This is a genomic window from Maribacter sp. BPC-D8 (assembly GCF_035207705.1).
In the GTDB taxonomy this organism is placed as follows: domain Bacteria; phylum Bacteroidota; class Bacteroidia; order Flavobacteriales; family Flavobacteriaceae; genus Maribacter.
Map to the genome: position 1 here is coordinate 4,031,246 of NZ_CP128187.1, position 26,521 is coordinate 4,057,766.

Annotated in this window: 25 protein-coding genes; 14 read left to right on the forward strand and 11 right to left on the reverse strand. The window is 34.6% G+C overall.

The window, feature by feature from the left end; genetic code table 11:
- Positions 1 to 69: 69 nt before the first annotated feature.
- Together QSV08_RS17715 and QSV08_RS17720 are read right to left on the reverse strand one after the other, a co-directional pair.
- Positions 70 to 480: a response regulator gene (locus QSV08_RS17715; protein ID WP_324025036.1), complete on the reverse strand. Its 411-nt coding sequence runs from the start codon at positions 478 to 480 to the stop codon at positions 70 to 72.
- Positions 480 to 3,131: a PAS domain S-box protein gene (locus QSV08_RS17720; protein ID WP_324025037.1), complete on the reverse strand. Its 2,652-nt coding sequence runs from the start codon at positions 3,129 to 3,131 to the stop codon at positions 480 to 482. The genes QSV08_RS17715 and QSV08_RS17720 overlap by 1 nt, the downstream gene beginning before the upstream one ends.
- Before the next feature lie 306 nt (positions 3,132 to 3,437).
- Between QSV08_RS17720 and QSV08_RS17725 the strand changes: the two genes are divergently transcribed.
- The 3 genes from QSV08_RS17725 to bioD are packed head-to-tail and all read left to right on the forward strand — an operon-like array spanning position 3,438 to position 5,606.
- Positions 3,438 to 4,595 (forward strand): aminotransferase class I/II-fold pyridoxal phosphate-dependent enzyme, encoded by a 1,158-nt coding sequence (locus tag QSV08_RS17725; protein ID WP_324025038.1) that lies wholly within the window; start codon positions 3,438 to 3,440, stop codon positions 4,593 to 4,595.
- A 3-nt stretch (positions 4,596 to 4,598) separates the two neighbouring features.
- A complete protein-coding gene (locus tag QSV08_RS17730; RefSeq protein ID WP_073240880.1) occupies positions 4,599 to 4,982 on the forward strand; it encodes a DUF2007 domain-containing protein in 384 nt (127 codons plus the stop codon).
- A 6-nt stretch (positions 4,983 to 4,988) separates the two neighbouring features.
- Positions 4,989 to 5,606, forward strand: coding sequence for a dethiobiotin synthase (gene bioD / locus QSV08_RS17735; RefSeq protein WP_324025039.1), 618 nt, complete (start codon positions 4,989 to 4,991; stop codon positions 5,604 to 5,606).
- On the opposite strand, the gene QSV08_RS17740 is transcribed toward bioD, so the two are convergent.
- Positions 5,601 to 7,082, reverse strand: coding sequence for an ArnT family glycosyltransferase (locus QSV08_RS17740; protein WP_324025040.1), 1,482 nt, complete (start codon positions 7,080 to 7,082; stop codon positions 5,601 to 5,603). The genes bioD and QSV08_RS17740 overlap by 6 nt on opposite strands.
- Before the next feature lie 63 nt (positions 7,083 to 7,145).
- Between QSV08_RS17740 and bioA the strand changes: the two genes are divergently transcribed.
- The 4 genes from bioA to QSV08_RS17760 all read left to right on the forward strand — a co-directional run bounded on the left by bioA (position 7,146) and on the right by QSV08_RS17760 (position 11,786).
- Positions 7,146 to 8,420: an adenosylmethionine--8-amino-7-oxononanoate transaminase gene (bioA, locus tag QSV08_RS17745; RefSeq protein ID WP_324025041.1), complete on the forward strand. Its 1,275-nt coding sequence runs from the start codon at positions 7,146 to 7,148 to the stop codon at positions 8,418 to 8,420.
- Between the two features lie 8 nt (positions 8,421 to 8,428).
- Positions 8,429 to 9,640, forward strand: a complete 1,212-nt coding sequence (locus QSV08_RS17750) for a beta-ketoacyl synthase N-terminal-like domain-containing protein (protein WP_324025042.1) — start codon at positions 8,429 to 8,431, stop codon at positions 9,638 to 9,640.
- 113 nt (positions 9,641 to 9,753) lie between these two features.
- Positions 9,754 to 10,848 carry a biotin synthase BioB gene (gene bioB / locus QSV08_RS17755; protein WP_324025043.1) on the forward strand — a complete coding sequence of 365 codons (1,095 nt, stop codon included), beginning with the start codon at positions 9,754 to 9,756 and terminating at the stop codon, positions 10,846 to 10,848.
- A 77-nt stretch (positions 10,849 to 10,925) separates the two neighbouring features.
- A complete protein-coding gene (locus QSV08_RS17760; RefSeq protein WP_324025044.1) occupies positions 10,926 to 11,786 on the forward strand; it encodes a cupin-like domain-containing protein in 861 nt (286 codons plus the stop codon).
- Between the two features lie 18 nt (positions 11,787 to 11,804).
- On the opposite strand, the gene QSV08_RS17765 is transcribed toward QSV08_RS17760, so the two are convergent.
- The 4 genes from QSV08_RS17765 to QSV08_RS17780 all read right to left on the reverse strand — a co-directional run bounded on the left by QSV08_RS17765 (position 11,805) and on the right by QSV08_RS17780 (position 15,719).
- A complete protein-coding gene (locus tag QSV08_RS17765) occupies positions 11,805 to 12,281 on the reverse strand; it encodes a regulatory protein RecX (RefSeq protein ID WP_324025045.1) in 477 nt (158 codons plus the stop codon).
- A 56-nt stretch (positions 12,282 to 12,337) separates the two neighbouring features.
- On the reverse strand, positions 12,338 to 13,525 hold the full coding sequence (locus QSV08_RS17770) for a tRNA modification GTPase (RefSeq protein ID WP_324025046.1): 1,188 nt from the start codon (positions 13,523 to 13,525) through the stop codon (positions 12,338 to 12,340).
- Between the two features lie 89 nt (positions 13,526 to 13,614).
- Positions 13,615 to 15,165, reverse strand: a complete 1,551-nt coding sequence (locus tag QSV08_RS17775) for an Rne/Rng family ribonuclease (protein ID WP_324025047.1) — start codon at positions 15,163 to 15,165, stop codon at positions 13,615 to 13,617.
- A gap of 263 nt (positions 15,166 to 15,428) precedes the next feature.
- Entirely contained in the window at positions 15,429 to 15,719 is a 291-nt protein-coding gene (locus tag QSV08_RS17780) for an HU family DNA-binding protein (RefSeq protein WP_027065813.1), read from the reverse strand.
- Positions 15,720 to 15,846: 127 nt separating this feature from the next.
- Between QSV08_RS17780 and mutY the strand changes: the two genes are divergently transcribed.
- From mutY to QSV08_RS17805, 5 genes are read left to right on the forward strand one after another with little or no spacing between them, the layout of a single operon-like run.
- Positions 15,847 to 16,896, forward strand: a complete 1,050-nt coding sequence (gene mutY, locus QSV08_RS17785) for an A/G-specific adenine glycosylase (RefSeq protein ID WP_324025048.1) — start codon at positions 15,847 to 15,849, stop codon at positions 16,894 to 16,896.
- Between the two features lie 27 nt (positions 16,897 to 16,923).
- Positions 16,924 to 17,394, forward strand: a complete 471-nt coding sequence (locus tag QSV08_RS17790) for a single-stranded DNA-binding protein (protein WP_324025049.1) — start codon at positions 16,924 to 16,926, stop codon at positions 17,392 to 17,394.
- Between the two features lie 20 nt (positions 17,395 to 17,414).
- Positions 17,415 to 18,743 (forward strand): gliding motility-associated protein GldE, encoded by a 1,329-nt coding sequence (locus tag QSV08_RS17795; protein WP_416382024.1) that lies wholly within the window; start codon positions 17,415 to 17,417, stop codon positions 18,741 to 18,743.
- A complete protein-coding gene (gldD, locus tag QSV08_RS17800) occupies positions 18,733 to 19,293 on the forward strand; it encodes a gliding motility lipoprotein GldD (RefSeq protein ID WP_324025050.1) in 561 nt (186 codons plus the stop codon). Before QSV08_RS17795 ends, gldD begins: the two co-directional genes overlap by 11 nt.
- A gap of 9 nt (positions 19,294 to 19,302) precedes the next feature.
- Positions 19,303 to 20,250, forward strand: a complete 948-nt coding sequence (locus QSV08_RS17805) for a pyridoxal-phosphate dependent enzyme (RefSeq protein ID WP_324028389.1) — start codon at positions 19,303 to 19,305, stop codon at positions 20,248 to 20,250.
- Positions 20,251 to 20,261: 11 nt separating this feature from the next.
- Here the strand turns inward: QSV08_RS17805 and QSV08_RS17810 are convergent, their stop codons facing one another.
- Both QSV08_RS17810 and QSV08_RS17815 read right to left on the reverse strand, forming a co-directional pair.
- The gene (locus QSV08_RS17810) at positions 20,262 to 20,684 is read right to left on the reverse strand and encodes a hypothetical protein (protein WP_324025051.1); all 423 of its coding nucleotides are present in this window, start codon (positions 20,682 to 20,684) and stop codon (positions 20,262 to 20,264) included.
- Between the two features lies 1 nt (position 20,685).
- On the reverse strand, positions 20,686 to 21,039 hold the full coding sequence (locus tag QSV08_RS17815; RefSeq protein WP_324025052.1) for a heavy-metal-associated domain-containing protein: 354 nt from the start codon (positions 21,037 to 21,039) through the stop codon (positions 20,686 to 20,688).
- A gap of 155 nt (positions 21,040 to 21,194) precedes the next feature.
- Between QSV08_RS17815 and QSV08_RS17820 the strand changes: the two genes are divergently transcribed.
- The gene (locus QSV08_RS17820; RefSeq protein ID WP_324025053.1) at positions 21,195 to 22,085 is read left to right on the forward strand and encodes a DMT family transporter; all 891 of its coding nucleotides are present in this window, start codon (positions 21,195 to 21,197) and stop codon (positions 22,083 to 22,085) included.
- Between the two features lie 68 nt (positions 22,086 to 22,153).
- Positions 22,154 to 22,897 (forward strand): head GIN domain-containing protein, encoded by a 744-nt coding sequence (locus QSV08_RS17825; RefSeq protein WP_324025054.1) that lies wholly within the window; start codon positions 22,154 to 22,156, stop codon positions 22,895 to 22,897.
- 72 nt (positions 22,898 to 22,969) lie between these two features.
- Here QSV08_RS17825 and QSV08_RS17830 read toward each other — a convergent pair whose 3' ends face one another.
- Both QSV08_RS17830 and QSV08_RS17835 read right to left on the reverse strand, forming a co-directional pair.
- Complete coding sequence (locus QSV08_RS17830) at positions 22,970 to 25,042, reverse strand: insulinase family protein (protein ID WP_324025055.1); 2,073 nt, start codon at positions 25,040 to 25,042, stop codon at positions 22,970 to 22,972.
- Positions 25,043 to 25,050: 8 nt separating this feature from the next.
- On the reverse strand, positions 25,051 to 26,373 hold the full coding sequence (locus QSV08_RS17835) for a M16 family metallopeptidase (protein WP_324025056.1): 1,323 nt from the start codon (positions 26,371 to 26,373) through the stop codon (positions 25,051 to 25,053).
- Positions 26,374 to 26,521: the final 148 nt, after the last annotated feature.

The window sequence follows — 26,521 nt, forward strand, 5'->3', positions numbered from 1 at the left end:
GATTTTTAGCTAAGATACTGAAGCTAATTCATGTTATATGCAGTTAAATTTTATAAAATGTATAGTGAATTATATAGTCTGATTTTTTTCGAATCTATCTTCAATAGTTTCTTTAATGCCATTTAAAAGATATTCGGTAATTGGTTTGGTAACGAAATCTGCTACCAAGGGTTTTTTGTTTAAACGTTCTATATCATTACGATAAGCAGAAGAAGTCAAGACAAAAACCATGCAGTTGTCAACTTTTGCAAATGTTTCTAATTGATCCATAAATTCCCAACCGTTCATTATGGGCATGTTGAGGTCAAGAAATATGATATAGTTGTTCGATTCTTTATATTCTTCGGTTAAATATTCTATAGCAGGCTTTCCATTAGAAAAACTAATGATATCACCTTTTAATTCGGCATGTTTAATTCCTTTTTCGAGTAAAAAAGTAAAAATTGGATCGTCTTCGATAAGTAATAGTTGATACTCCATTAATTTTCTTCTATATCAATTACGTTTATAGTGTTTTCAACAATGTCTTTAATGACATTATCTATTTCATCTGCAGAGGTAAATATATAATTTAGCACTTGTTCTTTCTCTTCAACGTTTAATTTTCCTTTATCGTCTGTCAATAAGTTAATTAAACCCATTAATCTTGCCACAGGTGCTCTTACAATATGCGATTGTGTCCATGCAATTTTTTTAAGCTGAGCATTTTGTTCTTCAATCGCGTTTAGGTGTAGCACTTTCGTGGTAACATCTTTAGAATTTACAACTATACCTTTAATAGTAGGTTCATCGAGTTTATTGGTGATAACGGTTTCTAACCAGATCCAATGACCAGATCCATGCTTAAAACGAAATGGTTTGATATTCACTTGTGGAATGTCATGAACTTTTATGAATTCGTTGTAAACCATATCATAATCATCTGGGTGAACATGATCAAAAGCATTAGTACCTACGAACTCTTCGGGTGTAATATTTAAAATTTTGGTTGAAGTAGGGCTTGCATAAGAGAAAATTGCCTTTTCATCTACAATGCAGATCATATCACTACCTTCTTGAACCAGTGTTTTGTAACGACGTTCGCTATTTTCTAATTCCTCTTCTGCTTTTTTCCTTGCAGTAATATCTCTTGTGGTAACAACTAGTCCATTTATTGAAGGCTCACTTAGTTGGTTTGTTATAATGTTCTCAAACCATTTCCATCCACCATTAATATCTTTAAATCTAAACGGTTCTATTTCAACGGAGTCACTATGTATTATAGAATTAAATCTTTCTCTTACCCTTTCTACATCATTTACGTGAATATAGTCAAAGGCATTCGTGCCAATATAATATTCAGGATCAGCACCTAGTACTTTCATTGTACTAGGGCTTACGTATGTAAAATTAGCTTCTAAATCTAAAATAGAAATAATGTCACTACTCTCTTGAACTAAAGTTTTAAATCGGCGTTCGCTATTTTCTAATTGTAGCTCAGATTTCTTCTTTTCAGTATTATCTTTTGCAATACAATAGTAAACTCTGTCTTTTTCGTCCCAATTAGATGACCATAGCATTGGTACTATAGCTCCATTTTTGTGCTTATACCTATTTTCAAAATTGACAACTTTTTTGCCAGATAAAACAGATTCAGCAGAATCTTCGGATAATTTAATATCTTCATCATAAACCAATTCAAGATATCGAGTACCTATAATATCTTTAGGTTCATAACCCCAAATTTGTGTACATGCTTTGTTAACGTTTAAGAAATATCCATCTTCATCTAGGGTGCAAATAATGTCTAGAGAAGTGTCCATTATTTTTTGTAGCTCTTCTTTAGCACTTATAAGTACTTGTTGAGACAATACTTCTGATGTAATATCTTTAGAAAAACAAGTAATACCTATTTTTTCGCCTTCTTTATTATATAAAAGGTCAAATGAAGTAAGCCCATAAGTCGTCCAGAATTTTTCAGGATCTTGAATTTTTTGTTTCACAGAAAAGGCACCTGTTGTAAGAGCTCTATTATAGTAGGCTTTCCATTTTTTTGTAATCTGCTTGGCTACTTGCTCAGAGAAAACGAAGTCACCTTCACTGAAGGGTGTACCTTGAATTTTTTTAACTAGTTGGTGAAATGCGGTATTTGCAGTTATTAGTCTGTATTCTAAATCAATAGACCACATTAAGTCTTTGGTACTATTAATCATGGCTTCTTGGTTGTTTTTAACTCTTTGAAGCTCTGTAGTATAATTCTTTTTTTCAGTGATATCTTGTACGGTACCGTACATTAATTGTGGTTTCTTATCATCACTCCACTGAAGTACTTTTCCCTTGTCTTGTATCCATTTGTAATCGCCTCCTTTTTGTAACATTCTATATTGAACACTACATCCATCAGAAGGATGGCTTAAGCAATCGAACATTTTTTTCTGTACTTCAGCTAAATCATCTTTGTGAATAAGGCTAAACCATGTATCGGTTTTAAACTCAGATAAAGTTGTTTTGTTTAAACCATAAATACTAAGTGCTTGTTCGTTTAAGGTAAGTGAGTCATTGATAAGATTACGTTCCCAAATGCCAATTCCTGTAGCATTGACAATATTGTCTAGAAGTTTACCTTTTTGTTCCAAGTCTATTTTTTGATCTTCTTCAGTCTTTTTAGATTTACGAAGATCTAGTAAATGAACAACCTGTTTGGCAAGTGTTCTAAGGCTTTTAATTTGAAGCTCGTTAAGTTTTCTCGGTGCATAGTCAATAACACATAGAGTACCTAGACGAGAACCATTTTCTGCGGTTAACGATGCACCGGCATAAAAACCAACATTGGGGTCGCCTATAACAAGACTGTTGTTGCTAAATCGATCGTCTTTATGAGTGTCTTCTACAATTAATAAGTCAATGTCTTCGCTTATGATATGTTTACAGAACGAATCTTTTATAGGTGTTCCAGTAGTATCTAAACCATGGTGAGATTTAAAAAATTGTCTTTTATCATCTACCAAAGAAATTAGGCTTGTAGGGGTATCACAAATAGAGGCTGCAAGTGATGTTATTTCATCATAAATGACCTCTGGGTGCGTGTCCATAATGTCATAAGACATCAATGTTTCTAATCTATTCGTATCTAAAATATTACTCCCGTTCATTCAATCCTTATCAAAAGCCATGTACTTAATCCAATACTTTAACGTCAAAGTAGGAAATTTCTTTAAAAAAAGAGGCAAAAATATGCTTTAAGTTTATTTTGCACACGTATAAAATGCTTTTTTTTCATAATTATTGCAATTTTTAATATTTATAAGTAACTATTAGTCAGATTTTTAAAATGATTTTATTAGTAGTTTTAGCATAAGCTTGAATTATTTTCAATAATATGGGTGTAGAGGTTAGAAAAATTACAGGAATTCGTTAATTAGATACCATTCGTTTCATAGAAAGGCTATTTTTGCCATATGACCCAACTACCTAAAAAATTATTGAAAGTATTAGAAAATCGTAAAAAAGAGGAGACCTTTCGCTCTTTAAACTCCCATGACGGACTAATAGATTTTCTTTCTAATGACTACTTAGGGTTTGCGACCAATGAAACGTTATTTTCTAAAACATTTCAATTACTATTAACAGAAAGTGTTGCGTCGAATGGTTCTGGGGGATCTCGACTTTTATCTGGCAATCATAAACTCTATAAAAAATTAGAGCCGTTATTAGTTGAGTTTTATAAATCAAATGCAGCTTTAGTATTTAATTCGGGCTACGATGCCAACATGGGTCTTTTTAGTGCAGTGCCCCAACGTGGCGATTTAATATTTTATGATGAGTTTGTTCATGCCAGTATAAGAGAAGGTATACGAATGAGCAATGCTAAGGCATATAGTTTTTTACATAACGATTTGTCTAGCCTAAAGGAAAAGGTAGCGCTAAATACAAGTAGAAATGACCATGAAGATTACGCTGTTTATATAGTAACCGAAAGTGTTTTTTCTATGGATGGTGATACGCCCGACTTAAAAGCATTTGCAAAGTTTGCAACAGCTAACGGGTATCATTTAATCGTAGATGAAGCTCATGCAGTTGGTGTTTTAGGAAGTAATGGGGAAGGACTAATACCAGAATTAGGTCTAGAGAAAGATGTTTTTGCAAGAACGGTAACATTTGGTAAAGCCTTTGGTTGCCATGGTGCAGCTGTACTTGGTTCTGAAGATTTGAAAGATTATTTGGTAAATTTTGCTAAACCATTCATTTATACTACAGCATTAACGCCACATACCTTGGCAACAATTATTACGGCGCATGAATATATGGGTGAACTGGGAAAGGAGCCCAAATCGTTATTAACCGAAAATATAGTTTATTTTAAAAAGCAGCTGGGCTTACATAAAATCGAACAGTTTTTTATACCAAGTGATACCGCCATACAAGGATGCATAATTTCTGGTTCTAAAAAAGCCAAATTGGTGTCGAAAAAATTAATTGATAAAGGTTTCAATATAAAGGCAATTCTATCGCCTACTGTACCAGAGGGTCAAGAACGACTTAGAATATGTTTGCATAGTTTTAATTCTAAAGAAGAAATAGGACTTTTAGTAAAATTGTTAGCTAGCTTTATATAATATATGGAAGATAAATTTTATCAGCTAGCTTCTTTTGAGTACGTAGCCGATGTGCAAATTGTAAAAGGCAAATTAGAGTCTGAAGGTATACCGGTATTTCTAAGAGATGAGAACACCTTAAATTCAGATCCGTTAATTAGCAATGCCATCGGCGGAGTAAAATTGCAAGTATATTCTAAAGATAAAGAACGTGCAATTGCCATTTATGATGAGATAAGGGCTTATGCTGTAGATAATGACGGGGAACCTATTGTTTGCCCTAACTGCAAGGCTCAAAAATCTGAACCATATTATAACAGCAAGGGAGTATTTTATAAACTTTTTCCATTTTTTGAAAAAAGAAAATATAAGTGCCTAAATTGTGGAATGATCACTAACTCAAAGTAAGAATACATGCAAAAGATATTTGTAACAGGAATTTCAACAGAGGTAGGTAAAACTATTGCATCGGCAATTTTTACCGAAGCATTACAAGCAGATTATTGGAAACCGGTACAAGCAGGTGATTTAGATAACACTGATACAGATAAGGTGAAACGATTGATATCTAACGAGAAATCTAAATTTCACCCAAGTAGCTATAATTTAAAAGCAGCTATGAGTCCGCATGCAGCGGCTGAAATTGAAGGTATTGAAATTGATAGATTTCATATTAATGAACCAGAAACAGACAACAATTTAATTATTGAGGGATCTGGCGGTATTTTGGTTCCTTTAAATGATGAAGATACCATGTTCGACATCATCATGCCCGATTATAAAGTTGTAGTGGTTTCTAGAAATTATTTGGGTAGCATTAATCATTCGCTATTGACTATAAAATGGTTGTTGCACAAAGGTTATGATGTGTCGGTATTATTTAGCGGAGATGCAAATCCTCATACAGAAAATATTATTCTTCATAAAACAGGAGTATCGTTAATAGGTAGAATAGATGAAGAAAAAGAATTCAACAAAGAGGTGATTAAAAAGTATGCCGATAAATTTGACGGTATTTTAAGAACGTTATAGTCGCTGTAAAATTTCAGCATTATCTACTGTAGCAAATACCTTATAATGTTTCGCTAAATAGGCATCTATATATTCATTTTCCTCAATTTCTTTTTTATCTAAAATTCGTCGCCCTTTTCGTATTACAACAGTTTTGGGTTGTAAATCTTCCATGATATATGTAAGCTCCTCGATAGAATTCTTTCTGGGGTTGTCATAAAAAGGAAATAGCTCATCTCTACAAATATTGCTTGGGTGTGTAGAAGCTGTGGTAGGTGGTAAGGTGTCTAAATTCCAGTATCCGATATGGTATTCAAAAAATAGGATGTTTTCAGTATCTAAATTATGTTCTAAAATATACTGCGGGGCAGAAAACCCTTCCCCATTAAAGAAAGTGCCTTTTTCAAATTTGTTCTGTATTACATTTACATATTCAATATAACTTTCAGCAGGAATCAATAACGCAATAAATGCGGCATAAACTGGTAGTTTTGGTTTGTACTGCGCTATTAAGTTGTAGATGACAATCCCCACTAAAATAAGTAACATGGGGTGTAATTGTATAAGGTAGTGGCCATTGATTCTTCCGCCTTTTGCAAAAGAAAATAAGACTCCTAAAATACCGACTAAAAGTATCTGAATAGTTCTGTTCTTGAAGTCAAGCTTTTTGCTTTTGTAGGCGTATACAAGAAATAGTCCTGTAATTACAAAAATAGGTGCGAGTTTAAAAATGGAATATCTTCTTGCTCCGGTATATTCTAAAGGGGCTAGTACTACAGATTCCCACCATATATAGGTTTGGTCACTTAAATAATAAGGTATTATGGTAGCGAAAATTACAGCTAGTACGCCTATGCTAAATAACAGAATAGAGAAAAAATTACTATTCTTTTTTGTAAATATACTCTCGTAAACCAGGTATAAGCCAATAAATAAAATAGGGAAAGCCATGTTTAATTTCACCATAACCGTGGCACCCATTAATACTCCTGCCAAGAAAATATAGGCATTAGATTTCTTTGATTGCAGAAGGTAAATAGCTGGTACAAATAATGCAATGCAAATATGTTCAGACATTACACCTTGTAGACTACCAAAAAGGCTTAAAAGAACAATACAGAATGCCCCAACTAAAATAGAAGCCTTTTTAGGTATCATAGTAAGAGCAATCTTATAGGTGTAAAATGTAGTAATGACCACTAGAAATACACCGGCGAGCCGAATAGCTATAAAACTTTTGCCAAATATGGATATAATGCCAGCGAAAAAAGCAAACGTTAGCGGTGGCTTTAGATCCCACAACTGGGTATAAGGTAAAAAACCATTAGCCCAAGATTGACCTAAAAGAATAAAGGTACTTTCATCGCGATCGACATAGTCTCTAAAGAAAAAAGGAAAACGAATAAAAAAAGTAATTAAAAAGAATAGGCAGAATACGGCTGTATTCTTCAATTCGGAAAAATCTAAAAACGCTTTTTCGTTTCTTTTTAAGGGCATCTCTTTGTTGCGGTTTATTTCCCGATCTTTGCAAGATAGATAAAATGAAGAATTATAAATTCTATGAAAGTGGAAAATCTATCTACACGAGATAAAAAATATTTATGGCATCCGTTAACTCAACATAAGTTGGGTAAACCACAATTACCTATAACTAAAGCAAAGGGAGTATTATTGTTTGATGAGGAAGGAAAAGAATATATAGACGGTATTGCATCTTGGTATACCGTAATGTACGGTCATGCCAATGACTATATTATTTCTGCAATGACCGAGCAAATGCAAAAGTTAGATTTTGTAATGTTCAGTGGCTTAACTCACGAACCAGCAATAGAATTATCTGAAAAATTGATGGCCATTTTGCCTGATAATCAGGCAAAAATATTCTTCAACGATAATGGTTCTACGGCTATTGAGGCAGCTATAAAAATGTCGCTTCAGTATTTTCATAATAACGGAGAAAAAAGAGATACCCTAATCGCGTTTGAAGATGGTTTTCATGGCGATACGTTTGGTGCCATGAGTGCATCGGGTCTGTCGTCGTACAATGGTCCGTTTGAAGATTTTTTATTAAAAGTTGTACGAATACCTACTCCGCAAAAAGATAACATAGAAGAAGTAAAAAGCAGGCTGTCTGAAATTTTGAAAGAAAATAGCTGTGCAGCATTTGTTTTTGAACCATTAGTGCAAGGTGCTGCAGGTATGAAGTTTCATTCAGCTGAAGGGTTAGATGCTTTGATTGGTCTTTGTCAAGAGCATGAAGTATTGTGTATAGCAGATGAAATAATGACCGGTTTTGGTAAAACGGGTAAAAATTTTGCATCTGATAATTTAACGAATAAACCTGATGTTATTTGTTTGAGTAAAGCGCTAACGGCAGGTATGTTTCCGTTAAGTATTACCAGTTGTTCGCAGAAAATTTATGATCGTTTTCTTAGCGATGAGGTACATAAAGGTTTCTTTCATGCGCATACGTTTAGCGCGCATCCTTTAGGTTGTGCAGCTGCATTGGCGGGCATTGAACTTTTGAATTCGCCAGAAATTATAGAAAGAAGAATCTATATTGAAAATGCCCATAACGCATATGCTAGCAAAATTCAGAATCATAAAAAAGTAAAAGAAGTTAGGGTAATGGGTGCTATTCTTGCTATAGACCTTGAAATAAAAATGGAACGTTACGGTAGTTTACGAGACGAGCTATATAACTTCTTTTTAGAAAGAGGGGTATTGTTACGACCTTTAGGTAATACCATTTATACATTACCGCCCTACGTAATTACAGATGCCCAACTCCAAAAAATTTACGACGCCATCACTGAGGCTTTAGATACATTTTAGATTAGAATTTGAAAGAAAAAATATCCATAACAGCCATAGCTTCGATGTCACCTTTAGGTAGTACATTAGAAGAAACTTGGGCGGCTTATCAGAATAATGAACATTACTTTTCATTGGTTGAAGCGAATGAATGTAAATCTTGGGTTGCGCCATTATCACAATCTGCAAGATTAAAAGTAGATGAACTTAGAGCATCTGATAGTAAATACAAAAAATTAGATGATAGTGTACTATTCGCAATGGTAGCTTCAAGAATGGCAGTGAAGCAATCAGGTTGGGAAAATGCCGCTGAATTCGGAATTAACATGGGCTCGTCTCGTGGGGCAACAAAACTATTTGAGCAGTATCATTCAGAGTATTTAGAAACAGGTATTTCATCAACTTTAAGTTCACCAACAACTACATTGGGTAATATATCTTCATGGGTTTCTCATGATTTAGGGGCAACCGGACCAGAAATATCACATTCCATAACCTGTTCAACAGGTTTGCACTCGGTATTGAACGGAGTGGCTTGGCTAAATAGCGGAATGGCGACTAAGTTTTTGGTAGGTGCAAGTGAAGCTCCGCTGACCAATTTCACCATTGCCCAAATGAAGGCATTGAAAATTTACGCAAAAGCACCCGAGTCAAATTCTAGTTCGGTAGTCGATACATCAACGGTAGTTGAGCGTAGCCGAAACTACCCGTGCCAAGCACTAAACCTAAAGAAAGAATACAATTCTATGATTTTAGGCGAAGCTGCATCAGTAGCATGTCTAGAAACGGGAGTGGTAAAAAATGCCTTGGCAATAATAGATGGAGTAGGGTATGCAACAGAAATATTGAAACATAATACGTCTATTTCAGCAAACGCCGTATGTTTTCAGAAATCTATGAAAATGGCTTTGGGCGATTTAGATGTTGCTGAGGTAGATGCCATTGTAATGCATGCGCCTGGCACCATAAAAGGAGATTCATCAGAATATAATGCCATTCAAGAAGTTTTTGGCGATGTTATGCCTCAACTAACAACCAATAAATGGAAAATAGGGCATACGTTCGCTACCTCGGGTATGCTGAATCTAGAGTTGGCAGTTTTAATGTTGCAAAACAATACGATGGTTTCTGTCCCTTTTTTAGAGAAGAAATCTAAAAATAGAAACCTTAAAAAAATACTTGTAAATGCAGTAGGTTTTGGTGGTAATGCAGTGAGTATTTTAGTAAGTAAAAACGAATAAAGTAAGTTAAAAGATAACAGATATAGCGGTGTGGTAATTTTTTTAAAACCTACCAATTATTTTTTCAATTTAAATTCCGTTATTTTTGAACCCTGGTAACAACCTAAGATTATATGAGCGAAGCAAGACACAATTGGTCAAAAGAAGAAATTTTAGAAATATATAATATGCCTTTAATGGAGCTACTTTATGAAGCTGCAACTGTGCATAGAAAAAATCATGACCCTAATACGGTACAAGTTTCTACCTTACTTTCTATTAAAACTGGTGGTTGTCCAGAAGATTGTGGCTATTGTCCGCAAGCTGCTCGTTACCACACCGACATTGAAGGGAATGACCTTATGGCTGTTTCTCAGGTTAAAGCTCAAGCGCTTAGAGCAAAAGCATCAGGTAGTTCTCGTGTATGTATGGGTGCTGCATGGCGAAATGTAAAAGATGGTCCTGAGTTTGATCAAGTTTTAGAAATGGTGCGTACCATTAACAAGCTTGACATGGAGGTTTGTTGTACTTTGGGTATGATTACCGAGAATCAGGCAAAACGTTTAGCAGAAGCAGGCTTATATGCTTACAATCACAATTTAGATACTTCAGAAGATTATTATAAAGATGTAATTTCTACTCGTGCCTTTGAGGATCGTTTAGATACTATAGAAAATGTTCGTAAAAGTAATGTTACTGTTTGTAGCGGTGGTATTATTGGTATGGGTGAAGAGTTAGAAGATAGAGCAGGTATGTTAGTTGCTTTGACTTCATTGAATCCGCAACCAGAATCAGTGCCGATTAACGCACTAGTTGCTGTAGAAGGTACGCCAATGGAAGACATTGAGCCGGTTTCTATTTGGGATATGATTCGTATGGTAGCAACTACCAGAATTGTAATGCCAGAAACGCAAGTACGTTTATCTGCAGGTAGAACTGAAATGAGTAGAGAAGGGCAGGCAATGTGTTTCTTTGCCGGTGCAAATTCTATTTTTGCAGGCGATAAATTGTTGACTACTCCGAATCCTGATGTAAATGAGGATATGGCGATGTTCAAGATGTTAGGTTTAAATCCGCAAAAACCATTTACGAAAGTATCACAGCCTAAAACGGTAGAAGCAGAAGATTCTCAACTAGACTCTTTAGGTGAAAAACCAAAATGGTCTAGACCAGGTCACTCTATTGAACGTAATGAAACTGCAAAGCAGAAGGCTAAAGTTATTGACTAAGGTCACATTAATACTTTTTTAAGAAATTGTTTTGGTATCGTTAATTACCTTTGGCTTCCCTAAAAAACCAAGTGTAATTGAAGTTAGCAGATATTCCGAGGGTAAAACATATTACTAAGGACAACTTTATTAACGACTACTTTAAGCCTCAAAAACCTGTTGTTTTAGAACAGGCAATTGAAGACTGGCCTGCTTATAACAAGTGGAATCTAGACTATATTAAAGAAGTAGCCGGAGATATTACTGTGCCTTTGTATGATGATAGACCGGTGCAGCATAAAGATGGTTTTAATGAACCACATGCCAAAATGAAAATGGCAGCGTATGTTGATTTATTAAAGAAGGAGCCGACCAAGTATAGAATTTTTCTTTGGAATATTTTAAAGGAAGTGCCTGCGTTACAGAAAGATTATAAGTTCCCAGACTTCGGATTAAGACTTTTAAAAGGAGTGCCAATGATGTTTTTCGGCGGACGAGACTCGTACACTTTCATGCATTACGATATCGATTTTGCTAATATTTTTCATTTTCATTTCAATGGAGAAAAGGAAGTAGTATTGTTTCCTCAGTCAGAAACCGAAAAGCTTTATAAAGTTCCGCATTCTCTAATTACACATGAGAGTATAGATTTCTCGAATCCGGATTATGATAAGTGGCCTGCTTTGAAAAAAGCAAACGGATTTAAAACGACCCTTTCTCATGGTGAAGTTTTATATATGCCAGAAGGTTATTGGCACTATATGAAATACAATACTCCTGGTTTCTCAATGAGTTTACGAGGGTTAGCGCGTAATCCTAAGAATTTAGCTAAAGCATCGTATAACATTGTAATAATGCGTTACTATGATGTGCTAATGCGCAAATTAAAAGGGCAAGATTGGATAGATTGGAAAAACAAAGAAGCCATATCTAGAACCAACAAAAATCAAAAAGTGTAAACTGAAAAGGGATGCCTATTATTTAATAAGCTCAAATGTTTTCTCATACACCAAATGACTTTCCCAACCACGGTATAAAAGATAATCTGCTAATTTTTTTCTTCGCTTTTGAATATTGGTTTCGGTAATCTGCCGTAATCTTTTGTGAGCTAAATCATCTAAAGCTGTCAGGTAAGCATCGGGCTCAATTTCTTTTAAGGCGGTGGTAATATTATATTTAGAGATGTTTCTAAATTTCAGTTCTCTTACAATTCTATTTTTGCCCCATTTTTTAATGTTGAATTTTCCACGGGCAAAACTTTTGGCAAAGCGTTCTTCATTTAAAAATCGGTCTTCGATTAGTTGGGCGATAATAGTATCTACTGCTAATGGTATCATACCCATTTCTTTCAATTTCGAAACCACTTCTTTGTGGCAGCGATCCTGGTAAGCACAGTAGCTTTCTATTTTTTTTGTGGCTTCTTGAACAGTGTAGCCTTTAGTTTTTTGATTCATGTAGTTCAAAAATAGTAAACCAATAGTATTTTTAAACGTTTATTACATGTGCTAATTTATAAAAAGTTATAGCCAAGCACTATAGAAAGCACTTTGTAATCAGACGAAATAGCCGCATAGTTACTGAGTAATGCTCTTCTAGGGTTATAGTTTAGTTTAATACTAGCATTTTTGTGAGCAAAACCTAATCCAAAATTAAAAGAAGTGCGAGGTGCGATTTCAAAATCGCTACTAGATTCAAAATCTATCTTAGAATCTAAAGCTGTGTCAATTTGAAATGCAGAATTTAAAAATATTTTAGAGTCGGGATTAAGAAAAAAGTAATGTCTGACTCCTATAGAAGTTTCAATTGATTTGTAATCTACTGAGACCTTTTGAAATTCTAATTGTTTTTGACCTTCAAATGTTTGATACATAGGTTGGATAAACAATGACCATTTGTTTTTGTTAAAAGGTAAAATAGCTTCAAGCTCGACACCAAATCTTATACTAGAGTTGTTTTCTAGCTCGAAATTAGTACTTGATTGAGGTGACTTAAAATTCATAGAGGCAGAATTTAAACCAGCGCGAATGCCTAAATTAAATACGTCTTTATTATCCCTTTTAGAAGTAGTGGGGATTACGTAATTAGGATTTTTACATTGATTGTATGAGGTAAAAAACGAAAGTAATTCAGATTTTTTATAATCAGTAGATTTTACATCGTTAAGAGATAAGTTTCCACATTTTAAGTCATCCCACAATTGTTTTTTATATTCAGTATTCTCTCCAATACGATTGTTTTCGGTGAGGTATTTTTTATAAATTAATTGTGTTGTAGAAGCATTGTTTAGGTTGTAAAAGAACCTTATTAGATTACTATCTTCATAATAAAATAAATTTGCATCACCATCAACTAACTGTTCAAGAAATAAGGTTTCTGGTGTGAATTCAGCTTCTTTTATTTTGCTTAATCTTTTCAGAATCGATTTAGACCTATCTATTTTAATCTCTTTTCTAATATACTTTTTTCCGTTTTCAATTGAGAATTCGGCTATGTTGTAGATTCCACCATCTTGTACTTCAGCATTTGAATCAATTTTATATTCAAATTTTGTTGGATTGTTTTTCCAGCCGTTGTTCTTAATAAAACAATTTATCTTTTCTCCAGAATTATCAATAATATAGCCTGGTTCAAAAGTAATTTGGGCAAAGGTGTTGAAACTCAAAAAACTCAATAGAAATATAGATAGATATTTTTTCATCTTCAATTGAAATGGTTAAGATTAGTTAATATGCCTCCTTCATTTTTGGAAACAAAAAAAGCGACTCCCTAAGGAAATCGCTTTTTTTATTAATATATTGTTTTGCCGTCTTTGTTTTTAAAACGGTACTCAAGATACGTATACGCATCACGCGGCTGAATTTTAATCCATCTTTTGTATTCTAAGAACCATTTTGTTCTCATTGATGGAAAACCTTTTGTTATATAGGCTGCTATAAACGGGTGTATATTTAGAGATATACTGTTGTCTTTTGCAGGTCCTTTAAGGAGTTTTTCAAGGTCCGATGTAATTTTATCTATTAAAACAATAGGTGCTTCCACCTCTTTCCCTGCATTGTTAGGGTCCTCTTCTGTTGTTTTAATATTCATTTCAGGTCGTACCCTTTGTCGGGTAATCTGAATTAAACCAAATTTACTAGGAGGTAGTATTTTGTGCTTGGCTCGATCATCTTTCATCTCATCTCTAAGATGTTCAAATAGCCTTTTTCTATGTTGTGGTTTTACCATATCGATAAAATCTACAACTATAATACCGCCCATATCACGAAGACGTAACTGTCTTGCAATCTCTGATGCGGATAAAAGATTTACCTCTAGGGCAGTGTCTTCTTGGTTTTTGGCTTTGTTGGATCTGTTACCACTGTTAACGTCTATTACATGAAGTGCTTCTGTATGCTCTATAATTAAATAGGCGCCTTTGCTCATTGCGGCAGTACGGCCAAAAGACGTTTTAATTTGTCTTTCAATACCAAATTTCTCAAAAATAGGTACGTTGTTGTTATTGTAGTGCTTAACGATGCTCTCTTTTTCAGGAGCAATTTCCGACACATAATCCTTAATTTCATTGTATAAGGTGTCGTCATCTACATGTATTCCAGTAAAACTATCATTGAATACATCTCTTAAAATAGAAGATGCTCTATTGAGTTCTACGAATACTTTTGATGGTGTTTGAGCACGTTGTAATTTTTTACACATTGCTGTCCATTTGTTCAGCAAGTTTTCTAGATCTTTGTCCAGTTCTGCAACTTTTTGTCCTTCTGCGACTGTTCTAATGATAACACCAAAACCTTTAGGTTTAATGCTTCTAACGAGTCTTTTTAACCTGTCTTTTTCTTCTTTGCTCGCTATCTTTTGAGATACAGATACACGGTCAGAAAAAGGAACCATTACCAAGTAACGTCCGGCAATTGATAGCTCAGAACTAATTCTTGGTCCTTTAGTAGATATAGGTTCTTTTACAATTTGAACCAATAATGATTGGTTCGCTTTTATGACATCGGTAATAACACCGTTTTTGTCAATATCGGTTTCGGTCGGGAAATTTCCTAAAGTGTAATCATTTAGTTTTCCTGTGCTCACTTGTTTAATGAACTTAAGCATGGAAGATAACTGCGGACCAAGGTCGTGGTAATGCAAGAATGCATCTTTCTCATAACCAACGTTTACAAACGCTGCGTTAAGTCCGGTAACCGGCTTTCTGATTTTGGCAAGAAAAATGTCGCCTACAGAAAAGTCGTTACTATTTTCTTCTTTATGCAGTTCAGTGAGTTTTCCGTCCTTTAACAAGGCAAAGTCAACAGATTGGGAACTAGATCTTACGATTAATTCTCTATTCACCTGAATATATTTTTAGTCGTTTCGCCTATTAAAATAGGGAACGAACTGATTAAACAATACCATAGACAAATACAAATGTACTTGCCGAAATCCGAATTATGGATCTCTATGTCAATGAACGTATTTTAAAAAGAAAAAGTAGTTATTAAAACTACTTTTTCTTGTGTCGGTTAGCTCTTCTACGCTTCTTGCGCTTGTGTGTAGCTACCTTATGTCTCTTTCTTTTCTTACCGCTTGGCATAAAGTTCTTTTTTTAAGATTAATTATTTTACGTGTACGTTGCTCTTAACTCCTTCTACAAAAACCTTTGCAGGCTTAAATGCTGGAATGTTGTGAGCGGGTATTTTAATAGTTGTGTTTTTGGAAATATTTCTACCGGTCTTTTCGGCTCTAGTTTTAATGATAAAACTACCAAAACCTCTTAGGTAAACATTATCACCACTTTCTAATGATGTTTTTACCTCTTCCATAAAAGACTCAACAGTTGCCTGTACATCTCCTTTTTCAATTCCCAGCTTATCTGAGATCTTCGATACAATTTCCGCTTTCGTCATCTTTCAATATTAGATTTTCTGTATGTTTTTTCGGGTTGCAAATATATAAATTAAATTCAATCTTTCTTTCTAATGGGTTAATTTTAAGTGTATAAACTGCTACTTTTATCACTTAGTATAGAATAGCATGTCATTTTCGAGTAAAATTTTAGATTGGTATCATGAAAATAAGCGCAGTTTACCATGGCGCGCAAGTACTGATCCATACAAAATTTGGCTATCAGAAATTATTCTTCAACAAACACGTGTAGCTCAGGGAACCCCGTATTACTTGAGTTTTGTAGAAAATTTCCCCACGGTTTATGATCTTGCCAATGCGAATGAAGAACAAGTTTTAAAACTTTGGCAAGGACTCGGGTATTATTCGCGAGCTAGAAATCTTCATGCAGCTGCAAAAATGGTGGTCGAGCAGTATGATGGTAAATTTCCTGATAATTATAAGAAACTTTTAACACTGAAAGGTGTCGGTGACTATACCGCAAGTGCCATTTCGTCTATTTGTTTCAATGAAGCGCAAGCCGTAGTAGACGGAAATGTGTATCGAGTACTCTCTAGATACTATGGTATAGATACTCCTATTAATAGTACAGAGGGTATCAAATATTTTAAAAGCTTGGCTCAAAAAGTCATGGATCCCGCTAATATTCGAGATTATAATCAAGGTATTATGGAGTTTGGAGCCATACAATGCTCCCCAAAAAAGCCATTATGTTTGCATTGTCCTTTAAATGATAGTTGCGTTGCTCTAGAAAAAGGCTTGGTAGATACTTTGCCAGTGAAGTTAAAGAAGACAAAAGTGCGTAATCGGTACTTCAATTTTCTTATACCTATATATAAGGATGCTAAAGGGAATCAATTTACAAGTATACATCAAAGAATCGGTAAAGGTATTTGGCAGAATCTATGGCAGTTTCCTTTATTAGAGTCAGATAATGTATTAGAAATAGACGATGTCACTATTAGGTATAAAGAAGTACTTGGTGATATGAAGTCTAACGAGATAATAGTATACAATGTAAATGCAATCGTTCATAAATTGTCGCATCAACATCTGCATACGAAGTTCTGGATAGTATATATAAATGATGATTTTGCAGATAAGATTCCCGTTGAAAAAATAAGTGATTTTCCGGTGCCAGTTTTAATCGCAGATTTTATCAAAGCATTTAAATTTTAGTACTTTTGATTTTTATATCTTTAAGTTATGAGCGGTACATTAAATAAGGTAATGTTGATAGGGCATTTAGGTGATGAAGTTAAAATGCATTATTTTGAAGGAGGCGGTAGTATTGGAAGATTTCCAATAGCTACAAATGAAACATATACCAATAAATCTACTGGTGAACGTGTTACAAATACAGATTGGCACAATGTGGTAGTTAGAAATAAAGCTGCTGAAATTTGTGAGAAATATTTAAGTAAAGGCGATAAGGTATATGTAGAGGGTAGATTGAAAAATCGTCAATGGCAAGGTGAAGATGGTAATACCAGATATTCAACTGAAGTACATGTACAAGAATTTACTTTTTTGACTACCAAGAAAGAAGGTATGCAAAATAATGGTGGTTCAGCGCCTGCTGCTCAGAAACCGGCAAGTATTGAAAATAAAGCACCGTCTAAAGCGTCTGCACCTGCACCTGCAAGTCCAGAAGAAGATGATGATTTACCATTCTAACAAAATTTAAATAGCAACTATTGGACCCAGACCCCTTACTGTTATTAATGACAACATTGGTTGTAAACGGTGTTTTTGCAATGAATATAGTTGTACTATGTGTACTGCTTGTTTGCTCTGCACTTATTTCTGGAGCAGAAGTAGCTATGTTTGGACTTTCATCAACCGAAGTTAAAGAGCTGCAAGACGAAAAATCGGCCCAAAGTTCAATTCTAATTAAGCTTCTAGAGCGTCCAAAAAAATTATTGGCCACCATTTTAATAGCAAATAATGCTATTAACATTGGCGTGGTGCTATTGTTTAGTATAATAGGAGATACTCTTTTTGAAAATGTAAATCAAGTATGGTTCGGTGTTGTATCGGTACGTTTTCTTTTAGAAGTCGTGGTTGCAACGTTTCTTATTTTAATGTTCGGTGAAATTCTACCAAAAGTATATGCCAACAGAAATAGAATGAGCTTTGCGCATTTAATGGCTTATCCGTTAAGGGTGTTAGATTTTATTTTTTCACCATTGAGTTTGCCAATGCGTTCTGGCACATTGTTTTTGTATAACAAGCTTGGTAAGCAGAAATCAAGTTTAAGTGTTGATCAGTTGTCGCAAGCATTAGATTTAACTTCTCATGGCGATACTACTAAAGAGGAGAAAAAGATTTTAGAAGGTATTGTAACCTTTGGTAATACAGATACCAAACAGGTAATGAGACCTCGAATAGATATTTTTGCTCTTAATGAGCAAATGAAGTTTCTTGAAGTTTTAGGGGAAATAAAGAAGAACGGGTATTCTAGAATTCCGGTTTTTGGTGAGAACATCGATACGGTAAAAGGAGTCTTGTATGTAAAAGATTTGTTGCCTTATCTAGATCGAAAAACCTTTAATTGGATAACCTTAATCAGGGAGCCTTACTTTGTGCCTGAGAATAAAAAATTAGATGATTTATTGGGTGAATTTCAAGAGAAGAAAAATCACTTAGCTATAGTTGTAGATGAATATGGTGGAACTTCTGGTTTGGTGTCTTTAGAAGATATTATCGAAGAAATAGTAGGTGATATTAGTGATGAGTTTGATGATGAAGATTTGATTTTTTCGAAATTAGATGATTTCAATTATGTTTTTGAAGGAAAAACGCCTCTTAAAGATTTTTATAGAGTCATTAAATTAGAGGATAGTGAAATCTTTGAAGAGAATAAAGGGGAATCAGAAACCTTGGCTGGTTTTGTTTTGGAAAAGGCAGGAAGCTTCCCGAAAAGAGGAGAAAAAATACAATTTGATTCCTATACTTTTGTAGTTGAGGGTATGGACAAGAAAAGATTAAAACAAATAAAAGTAACCTTGCCACATGAAGAGTAAGTCGTTCGTTGGATTTTTAGTAGTATTTCTTTTAATGGTTAGTTGTAATGATGAACCTACGCTTCCTAAGCCTAAGGCTAAAATGCGATTGGAATATCCTCAGGGTAAATTGGCAGATTTAGAAACCGAGAACTTTAGTTTTAAGTACAATCAATTAGCAAATGCAGAGTTGAATGGCGATAAGGCATACACTATCTCATATCCAGAAATGAATGGTGCTATTTTTCTAAGCTATAAAAAGATTGATGGTAATTTGGCTCAACTGATTAACGATTCTAAGAGACTTAGTTATGAGCATGCTGCTAAGGCAGACAACATAGTTGAGCAGCCGTATGTAAATCCTAATAATAAAATATATGGTGCTTTATTTGAGGTGCAAGGTAATGCCGCTTCACAATCTCAATTTTATGTAACCGATAGTACTAAACACTTTTTAACCGGTTCTGTATATTTTTATACAAAACCGAATTATGATTCTATTCTGCCTGCAGCGTCATATCTTCAGAATGACATTAGGGGAATTATAGAAACACTTCGTTGGAAAAAATAAAGCCGTATGATGACAAAAAAAGACCTTTTAGATTGTCATAAACGAATAGCCCCTTATATTCATAATACATCCGTTTTAAAATCAAGATTGATTGATAAAGAAATCAATGCTCAGGTTTTTTTCAAATGCGAGAATTTTCAAAGGGCAGGAGCGTATAAAATGCGCGGTGCTACCAATGCTATTTTACAATTATCAGAAGAACTAAAGAAAAACGGAGTAGTAACGCATTCGTCGGGTAATTTTGCCCAAGCTTTATCATTAGCAGCACAGAGTGTTGGTGTTACCGCACATATCGTAATGCCAAATACCGCCCCAGAAGTTAAAAAAGTTGGAGTAAGGGAGTATGGCGGTAAAATTTATGAGTGTGAGCCAACCGTTAAAGCAAGACAGGCGTATGCTGATGAGATAGGATTAAAAACGGGAGCTACTTTCGTCCATCCATCCAACGATATTAATGTTATTTTAGGGCAAGGTACTGCAGCTCTAGAATTGCTTCAAAAACAACCCGATTTAGATTTTATATTTTGCCCAGTAGGCGGCGGCGGACTTATTGCCGGTTCTGCGTTGGCGGCTACATATTTCGGTAACAATTGTAAAGTTTATGGTGCAGAGCCGTATGAGGCGGATGACGCATACCGTTCTTTGCAAAGTGGTAAAATAGAAAGTAACGAAACAACAAATACCATTGCCGACGGATTAAAAACAATGTTGGGTGATAAGAATTTCCCTATTATAAAAGAACTGGTAAGCGGTATTGTTAGAATTACCGAAGATGAGATAGTCGTTGCTATGAAACTAGTGTGGGAGCGTATGAAAATTATTATAGAACCTTCTAGTGCGGTAACTGTGGCTGCAGTTTTGAAACAATCAAAAGAGCAGCCAGAAGTTTTTCAGAATAAAAAAATGGGTATTATAATATCTGGTGGTAATGTAGATTTATCTAATTTACCATTTTAGAATACGTTGTTTTATTGCTTGCTTAGAATCTCTTCAGCACGCTCAATACTAGAATTAATGTTCTCTTTTACTTGTTGAACTTTTTCTTCTTCTTCTTTTAGCCATGCTTTCTTTTCGTCAGAAAGTTCTTTGCCGTCCATTATTTCTTCTGAATCGAAACGATCACCAAAACCTTGCATCCAATCCATCATAGATCTATTGGCTTCTTGAAGATCTTTCATTGCTTTTGCTTCAACGGACTCTGCTCCTAAAGAATCTGCCATTGGTTTCAATTGACCAACTAACTTTCCTAAAGTCCCCATTTTTGGCATGACCTCATCATGAATGCTCATTACGTGCTCCATTTTTGAAGGCTCTTCAGTTTTCTTGGTTTCTTTGCAAGAAGTGAATGTTACTAATGCAGCTACGAATAGTGTGTAAAGTATATTTTTCATTTTAGTTTTCTTGAGGAATAATTGAAGTTATAGTGTATGTATAATCTTTTACTTTGGTGTTGGTAATTACAGCTTTAATATCTTCGATAGTCATAATTGAAGGGTCAAAAGTTATAAGTCCGTTTTTATTTTCAAAACTAATTTCTGAAGAAACTACACCCTCGGTTTCCATTAAGTTAGAAGAAATTTTATCGGCACAACCTTCTTGGCAAGCCATGCCTTCTATATTGATCAAAACCGTATTAGAAATACTGTTTACAATTTCATCAGGTAAAGAGGCGTCTTCTTGCGCGAAAGAAACATTGGTTGCTAGTGTGAATATGGTCACAAATAGAAATAATACTTTGAATTTCATAACACTGTATTGATGGTTACGTTGTTAGTGTAAACCTTATTATAATGTAAAGATACCAAATATGTAAAATGCTTTATCTAATCATTAGTAAAAATTAGTCTGTAACTAGTTGTATTTTTTAGAAAAAACCCCACTTTTGTTGTAAACTAAAAGAATTGAAGAATATAGATCAAAAGTGGATTTACCTAGTTGTTCTGGCACTTATATGGGGTTCTTCTTTTATACTAATTAAAAGATCCTTAGTTGGGTATACAGCATTACAAGTTGGTGGGTTAAGAATCGTATTTGCATCTATATTATTGTTTGTTCTTGGTTTTAAATCTTTAAAGACACTTTCAAAGACCGATTGGAAATGGGTGGCTATCGCAGGTTTGTGTAGTTCGTTCTTTCCTCCTTTTTTCTTTGCCTTGGCACAAATGGAAATTAGTAGTGGTATAACCTCTATTTTAAACTCTGTAGCACCATTATTTACCACGTTGGTGGGTATAGCGCTTTTCGGACTTTCACTTAAAGGAAGGCAGGTGTTGGGGGTTTTGATAGGTCTTTTTGGTACTATAGTGCTTATTGCTGCGGGTATGGAGAATAATGTAAATCAGAATTATTGGTATTCTTTGTTCATAATTATTGCTGCATTGGGTTATGCTTTTAATATCAACATCATTAAGAAGTATTTGTCTCATTTAACGCCATTAGCAGTAACTACGGCTAGTTTCGGTGTTGCCTTTTTACCAGCATTAATTATATTGATGTATACAGGAGTATTTCAGCAGTTTGCAGGAGATAGTGCTATGCATGAGGCTCTTTGGTATATTTTGGCATTGGCGTTTTTAGGTACAGCTTTGGCGAACATCCTATTTAATAAATTAATAAAGTTATCTAGTCCTGTATTTGCAGCATCAGTAACGTATCTAATTCCTCTTGTAGCAGTGTTATGGGGTTTTCTAGATGGCGAGAATATCAGTATTCTACAGCTCTTGGGCGGACTCATTATCTTATTTGGTGTTTGGCTGGTAAATAGAAAAAAAGTGATAGTTCTGGGAAAATAGTTAGGCGTACTGTAACAAAATCTATTTATCGTTGTCTTTGTATAGAATTAATCAAAAAACTGAAAATCATGAAAAAAATCATATTTACGCTACTTGCAGTAACCTTTTTTATAGGCAGTATACAGGCTCAAGAAAAAACATTCAACGTAAAATCTTTCGATAAACTAATTGTTAGTCCGCATATAGAATTAAATCTTATTGAAGGCGAAGAAGAAAGTGTTGTTATTGACAATGCAAAAATATCGTTAGATAAAATAAATGTAGAAGTAGAAGGTAGAACGTTGCGTTTGTACTTAGATGGTGCTAAGGTGGTAACCAAATCTGAACGTATTTCAACTGACAAATGGAGGGGTAGTAAATCGCTTTATAATGGTACTATGGCTTCTATAACGGTTACCTATAGAAAACTAGAAAATTTATCGATTCGAGGAGAAGAAATTGTAAGATGCAAAAATCTATTCAATGCCGATGATTTTAAAATGTCGCTATACGGAGCAGCTAAAGTGTACTTTGATTCGGTTTCTATAGATGAATTAACAGTAGCAATTTATGGCAGCAGTTACTTAGAAGTTGGAGAAGGTACTGTTGCTCGCCAAGTATTTAGAGCATATGGTGAAAGTGAAGTAAACACTGAGGGTATGGTTGCAGATGAAACTAAAATTACCGCTTATGGTGAAAGTAATTTTAGGGTAAATGTTGTTGAAAGGTTGAAAGTTACTTGCTATGGAGAAACAAATATTAATTATACCGGTGATCCAGAAGTGGATAAAGGATTAATATTCGGAGAAGCAACAATTAGAAAAATAGGATAAGAACTTAACCTGGAAATTCAAAAACAAAAAACCCGCTAAGTAGCGGGTTTTTTTATTTTAAAAAAATAATTATTATTCAAAATCGGCAGATGACACGCCATCATTCACTTTGATTTCAGAAACTATGAATTCAAAAGATTGTGGACCAACGGTCTGCATTATTTTATAAGGAAACAATATGCCAGACACCTCTTTGTAATCTTCAAAATTAGAAGTACTTGCAATTTGCTGCCCTTGCATTTCAGTTACGGTCACCTCTTGTAATTTAAGTCCGGTTTCAGCATCATAGAAAGCAGATTTGTTTTCGCCAACTTTAAGTTTGTAGGTGTTTTTATCGCCAACCATTTCCATACCTTCTAAAGTAATGGTGTCGTCACTTAATAGTTGGAGTTCAGAAAATGGAGCAGATTCGCCTTTAAAGGTTTTGATTTCGTCACCAGCAAGATCTTTGCGCTGCCCTTGCACAATCATATATCCTTTATCGCCATTAAGTACTTGCTTGCTAACCGAATTACCCATCATTTGTACATCTTGCATTAGTTGATCGCTAGATGTTTTTTTGATGTTCAGATTAAGCTTCATGCCTTGCATTTCTGCTTCGGCCATCATTGCTAGGGTGTTGACACCTTCTAGTTTTGATTTTCCGCCAATAGCCTCAATATATTTTTCAAGTACAGATTGCGCAGATACGTCGCTTGGTAATGCTGCATTATAATCGGGAGTATCAACTCTGTCGGCAGTTTTAGAATAGGCAAGTACTGGAAGTTTTTTTCCTTTGAATTCCACATTTTCTAGGTTGGCTAAAATATCACTTCCCTTACCAACGACAATTACTCTGGCATTGTCAACGTTGAAATATTTTTTAGCAGCTGTTTCTACTTCTTCCTTGCTAACCTTGTCTAGTTTCTCTAAGAATGTTTTGTAGAAATCTTTAGGTAAATTTTCTTTCTCAACATTCAAAGCATATCTCGCTATGGTTTCTGGATCTTCTAGTGCCATTATGAAACTACCGGCATATAGGGCTTTGGTATTTTTTAATTCCTCATCGGTAACGGGCTTAGTGGTAATAAGCTCAAGTTCTTTTAACATTTCGACTACAGAACTATCGGTAACCATATTTCTAACTTCTGCAGATGCTCTAAATCTAGACGGACCATATTTGTCGTTGCCAATAGAAGAATAGGCACCATAAGTGTAGCCTTTGTCTTCTCTTAAATTAGAATACAATCTACTATCAGATCCCCCGCCCAATATTTCGTTGGCTAAAAGGGAAGCTATATAATCATCGTCCTTCATTTTAAGGTTTACGATATTTTGTACTGTAATTTCTGATTGAACGGCATTTGGCATATCAACGAAGTTGATTTGCGTATTCGGTACGTTCTTAGACTGAGAATAAGAGAAGCTTGGTGGCACGGCTTTCGTCCAAGATGTAAAATAGGTTTCTGTTAAAGTCTTTACTTCTTCGAAATTTACATCACCAATAACAATTAAATAGGCATTAGCAGGTACAAAGTACTCTCTGTAAAACTCTTCAACATCACCAAGGGAAATATTGTTTACTGTGGCTTCGGTGGTAAATTCTCCGTAAGGATGATTTTTACCGTAAGCTAAAGCCCTTTGAACTCTACTAGAAATTGAAGAAACTACTTTCTCTTCAGATTTTAACCCGGTAATAAGTTTATCTTTTTCTTTGTCAAATTCCTCTTGAGTAAAATTCGGATTTATAGCCGCGTCTGCCATAAGCTCCATCATTCTAGAAAAGTATTTAGAAAGAGATTGAGCATAAGCACCTTGAGAGCTAAAATAAAGTCTAGCTCCTAAAAAATCGATTTCTTCATTGAAGGCTTCTTTAGTTATATTTTTAGATCCTAGCCCTAATAGACTACCAGTTAAACTAGCTGTGCCAGCTTTGTTACCTTCTAAAATTGGCGGGTTGTCAATTGATAATTGCATAGATACTCTTGGTAGTTTATGGTTTTCGACTACCAATACTTTTAATCCGTTATTGAGGTTAAAAGATTGCGGTTCTCCTAAGTTAATTTCAGGTGCTGGTCCTGGTTTAGGCATAATTGTACGGTCTACCTGTGCTTGAACAGCGAAAAAGGAGAATAATGTTAGTAGTAATATATATGTATTTTTCATAGTTATTTTTAGTTTGCAGAATTTTGTTCAGGTAAATATTCTAGAACCAATCTTTGGTTGGGCTTTAAATACTTATTGGCAACTTCTTTGATTTCTTCTCGGGTAATAGATCTATAAACCTCTATTTCTTTATTAATTAAAGAAGTGTCACCGTAAAGCATATAGTATTCAGCTAGAGAACTAGCAATACCTTCAACACTTGAATTGCTGTTTACAAATTCATTTTCAAACTTGTTCTGTAATTTTTGATAATCATTTTCAGAAATAAGGTTACTTCTTAATTTCTCTACTTCTGTTTCAATAGCGGTATTAAGTGTGCTTGAGCTAGTCTCACCTACCGGAAGTGCAAAAACGATATACATACCATAATCTTCTAATGTAACCGGTATGGCACCAATTTGTAAGGCTTGCTTTTCTTCGTCGACCATTTTCTTATAAAGTTTAGAAGAAGGTCCGTCAGATAAATAAGTAGAAATCATTTCTAATACCTGGCTTTCTCTATTTTTTAGACCGGGAGTTCTATAAGCGATCATAGTAGCCGGTATTTGAATATTAGAGTCGTAAGCCTTTGCATTAATTTCTGATGTTATAGGAGTTTCTTTTGGAAAGTTTCTTGCAATTTCTGCTCCTTTCGGGATGTCCTTAAAGTAATCTGAAATTAATTTTTTGGCATTTTCTTTCTCAAAATCGCCAGCAATAACTAATACCGCATTGTTAGGAGAATAGAATTTTTTCTGAAATGCTATAAATTCATCTAGGGTAGCAGCATCTAAATCTGCCATTTTACCGATTACCGTTTCTTTATAAGGATGGCTTTTAAAAAGGTTCCTCTTTATGTTTTCAATGAATTTACCGTAAGGTGAATTATCGACACGAAGTCTTTTTTCTTCTTTGACAACTTCATTTTGAGTGTCAACACCTTTTTGATTGATAACAGGATGAAGCATTCTTTCAGATTCTAGCCAAAGTCCTAGTTCTAGGTTGTTGGAAGGGAAAACTTCATAATAGTACGTTCTATCTTCATTGGTGGTAGCATTACCTGATCCGCCATTAGAAGAGACTATTTTATCCCATTCCCCTTTTTCAATGTTCTCGGTGCCTTCAAAAAGAAGATGTTCGAAAAAATGTGCAAATCCGGTTCGTTTTGGATCTTCATCCTTAGATCCGACATGGTATAAAACCGAAATTGAGATAATAGGTGCGGTATTGTCTTGATGTAGAATAACGTGTAGGTCGTTGTCTAAGTTGTACTCTTCAAAAGCGACCTCTTGTGCAAGTCCGGTAAAACCATAAAGGAATATAGCCGAAACCAGTAGTAATTTCATTTTCATTTAAAACTGTTTTAGGTTAGTGTTTAATGTTCTGTTTAGTTAGTATGTGATTTTACAAAAATGTTACATAAAAAATATTTTTTTGTAAGAACAATCTTCAATATAAGTATTCTTTAACAGATTAAATTTATTTAGTAGCTGTTTATTG

Coding starts and splice junctions, on each gene's coding strand:
- QSV08_RS17715 (WP_324025036.1), bottom strand. CDS start 480: ATGGAGTATCAACTATTACTTATCGAAGACGATCCAATTTTTACTTTT.
- QSV08_RS17720 (WP_324025037.1), bottom strand. CDS start 3,131: ATGAACGGGAGTAATATTTTAGATACGAATAGATTAGAAACATTGATG.
- QSV08_RS17725 (WP_324025038.1), top strand. CDS start 3,438: ATGACCCAACTACCTAAAAAATTATTGAAAGTATTAGAAAATCGTAAA.
- QSV08_RS17730 (WP_073240880.1), top strand. CDS start 4,599: ATGGAAGATAAATTTTATCAGCTAGCTTCTTTTGAGTACGTAGCCGAT.
- bioD (WP_324025039.1), top strand. CDS start 4,989: ATGCAAAAGATATTTGTAACAGGAATTTCAACAGAGGTAGGTAAAACT.
- QSV08_RS17740 (WP_324025040.1), bottom strand. CDS start 7,082: ATGCCCTTAAAAAGAAACGAAAAAGCGTTTTTAGATTTTTCCGAATTG.
- bioA (WP_324025041.1), top strand. CDS start 7,146: ATGAAAGTGGAAAATCTATCTACACGAGATAAAAAATATTTATGGCAT.
- bioB (WP_324025043.1), top strand. CDS start 9,754: ATGAGCGAAGCAAGACACAATTGGTCAAAAGAAGAAATTTTAGAAATA.
- QSV08_RS17765 (WP_324025045.1), bottom strand. CDS start 12,281: ATGAATCAAAAAACTAAAGGCTACACTGTTCAAGAAGCCACAAAAAAA.
- QSV08_RS17770 (WP_324025046.1), bottom strand. CDS start 13,525: ATGAAAAAATATCTATCTATATTTCTATTGAGTTTTTTGAGTTTCAAC.
- QSV08_RS17780 (WP_027065813.1), bottom strand. CDS start 15,719: ATGACGAAAGCGGAAATTGTATCGAAGATCTCAGATAAGCTGGGAATT.
- mutY (WP_324025048.1), top strand. CDS start 15,847: ATGTCATTTTCGAGTAAAATTTTAGATTGGTATCATGAAAATAAGCGC.
- QSV08_RS17790 (WP_324025049.1), top strand. CDS start 16,924: ATGAGCGGTACATTAAATAAGGTAATGTTGATAGGGCATTTAGGTGAT.
- gldD (WP_324025050.1), top strand. CDS start 18,733: ATGAAGAGTAAGTCGTTCGTTGGATTTTTAGTAGTATTTCTTTTAATG.
- QSV08_RS17805 (WP_324028389.1), top strand. CDS start 19,303: ATGACAAAAAAAGACCTTTTAGATTGTCATAAACGAATAGCCCCTTAT.
- QSV08_RS17810 (WP_324025051.1), bottom strand. CDS start 20,684: ATGAAAAATATACTTTACACACTATTCGTAGCTGCATTAGTAACATTC.
- QSV08_RS17815 (WP_324025052.1), bottom strand. CDS start 21,039: ATGAAATTCAAAGTATTATTTCTATTTGTGACCATATTCACACTAGCA.
- QSV08_RS17825 (WP_324025054.1), top strand. CDS start 22,154: ATGAAAAAAATCATATTTACGCTACTTGCAGTAACCTTTTTTATAGGC.
- QSV08_RS17830 (WP_324025055.1), bottom strand. CDS start 25,042: ATGAAAAATACATATATATTACTACTAACATTATTCTCCTTTTTCGCT.
- QSV08_RS17835 (WP_324025056.1), bottom strand. CDS start 26,373: ATGAAAATGAAATTACTACTGGTTTCGGCTATATTCCTTTATGGTTTT.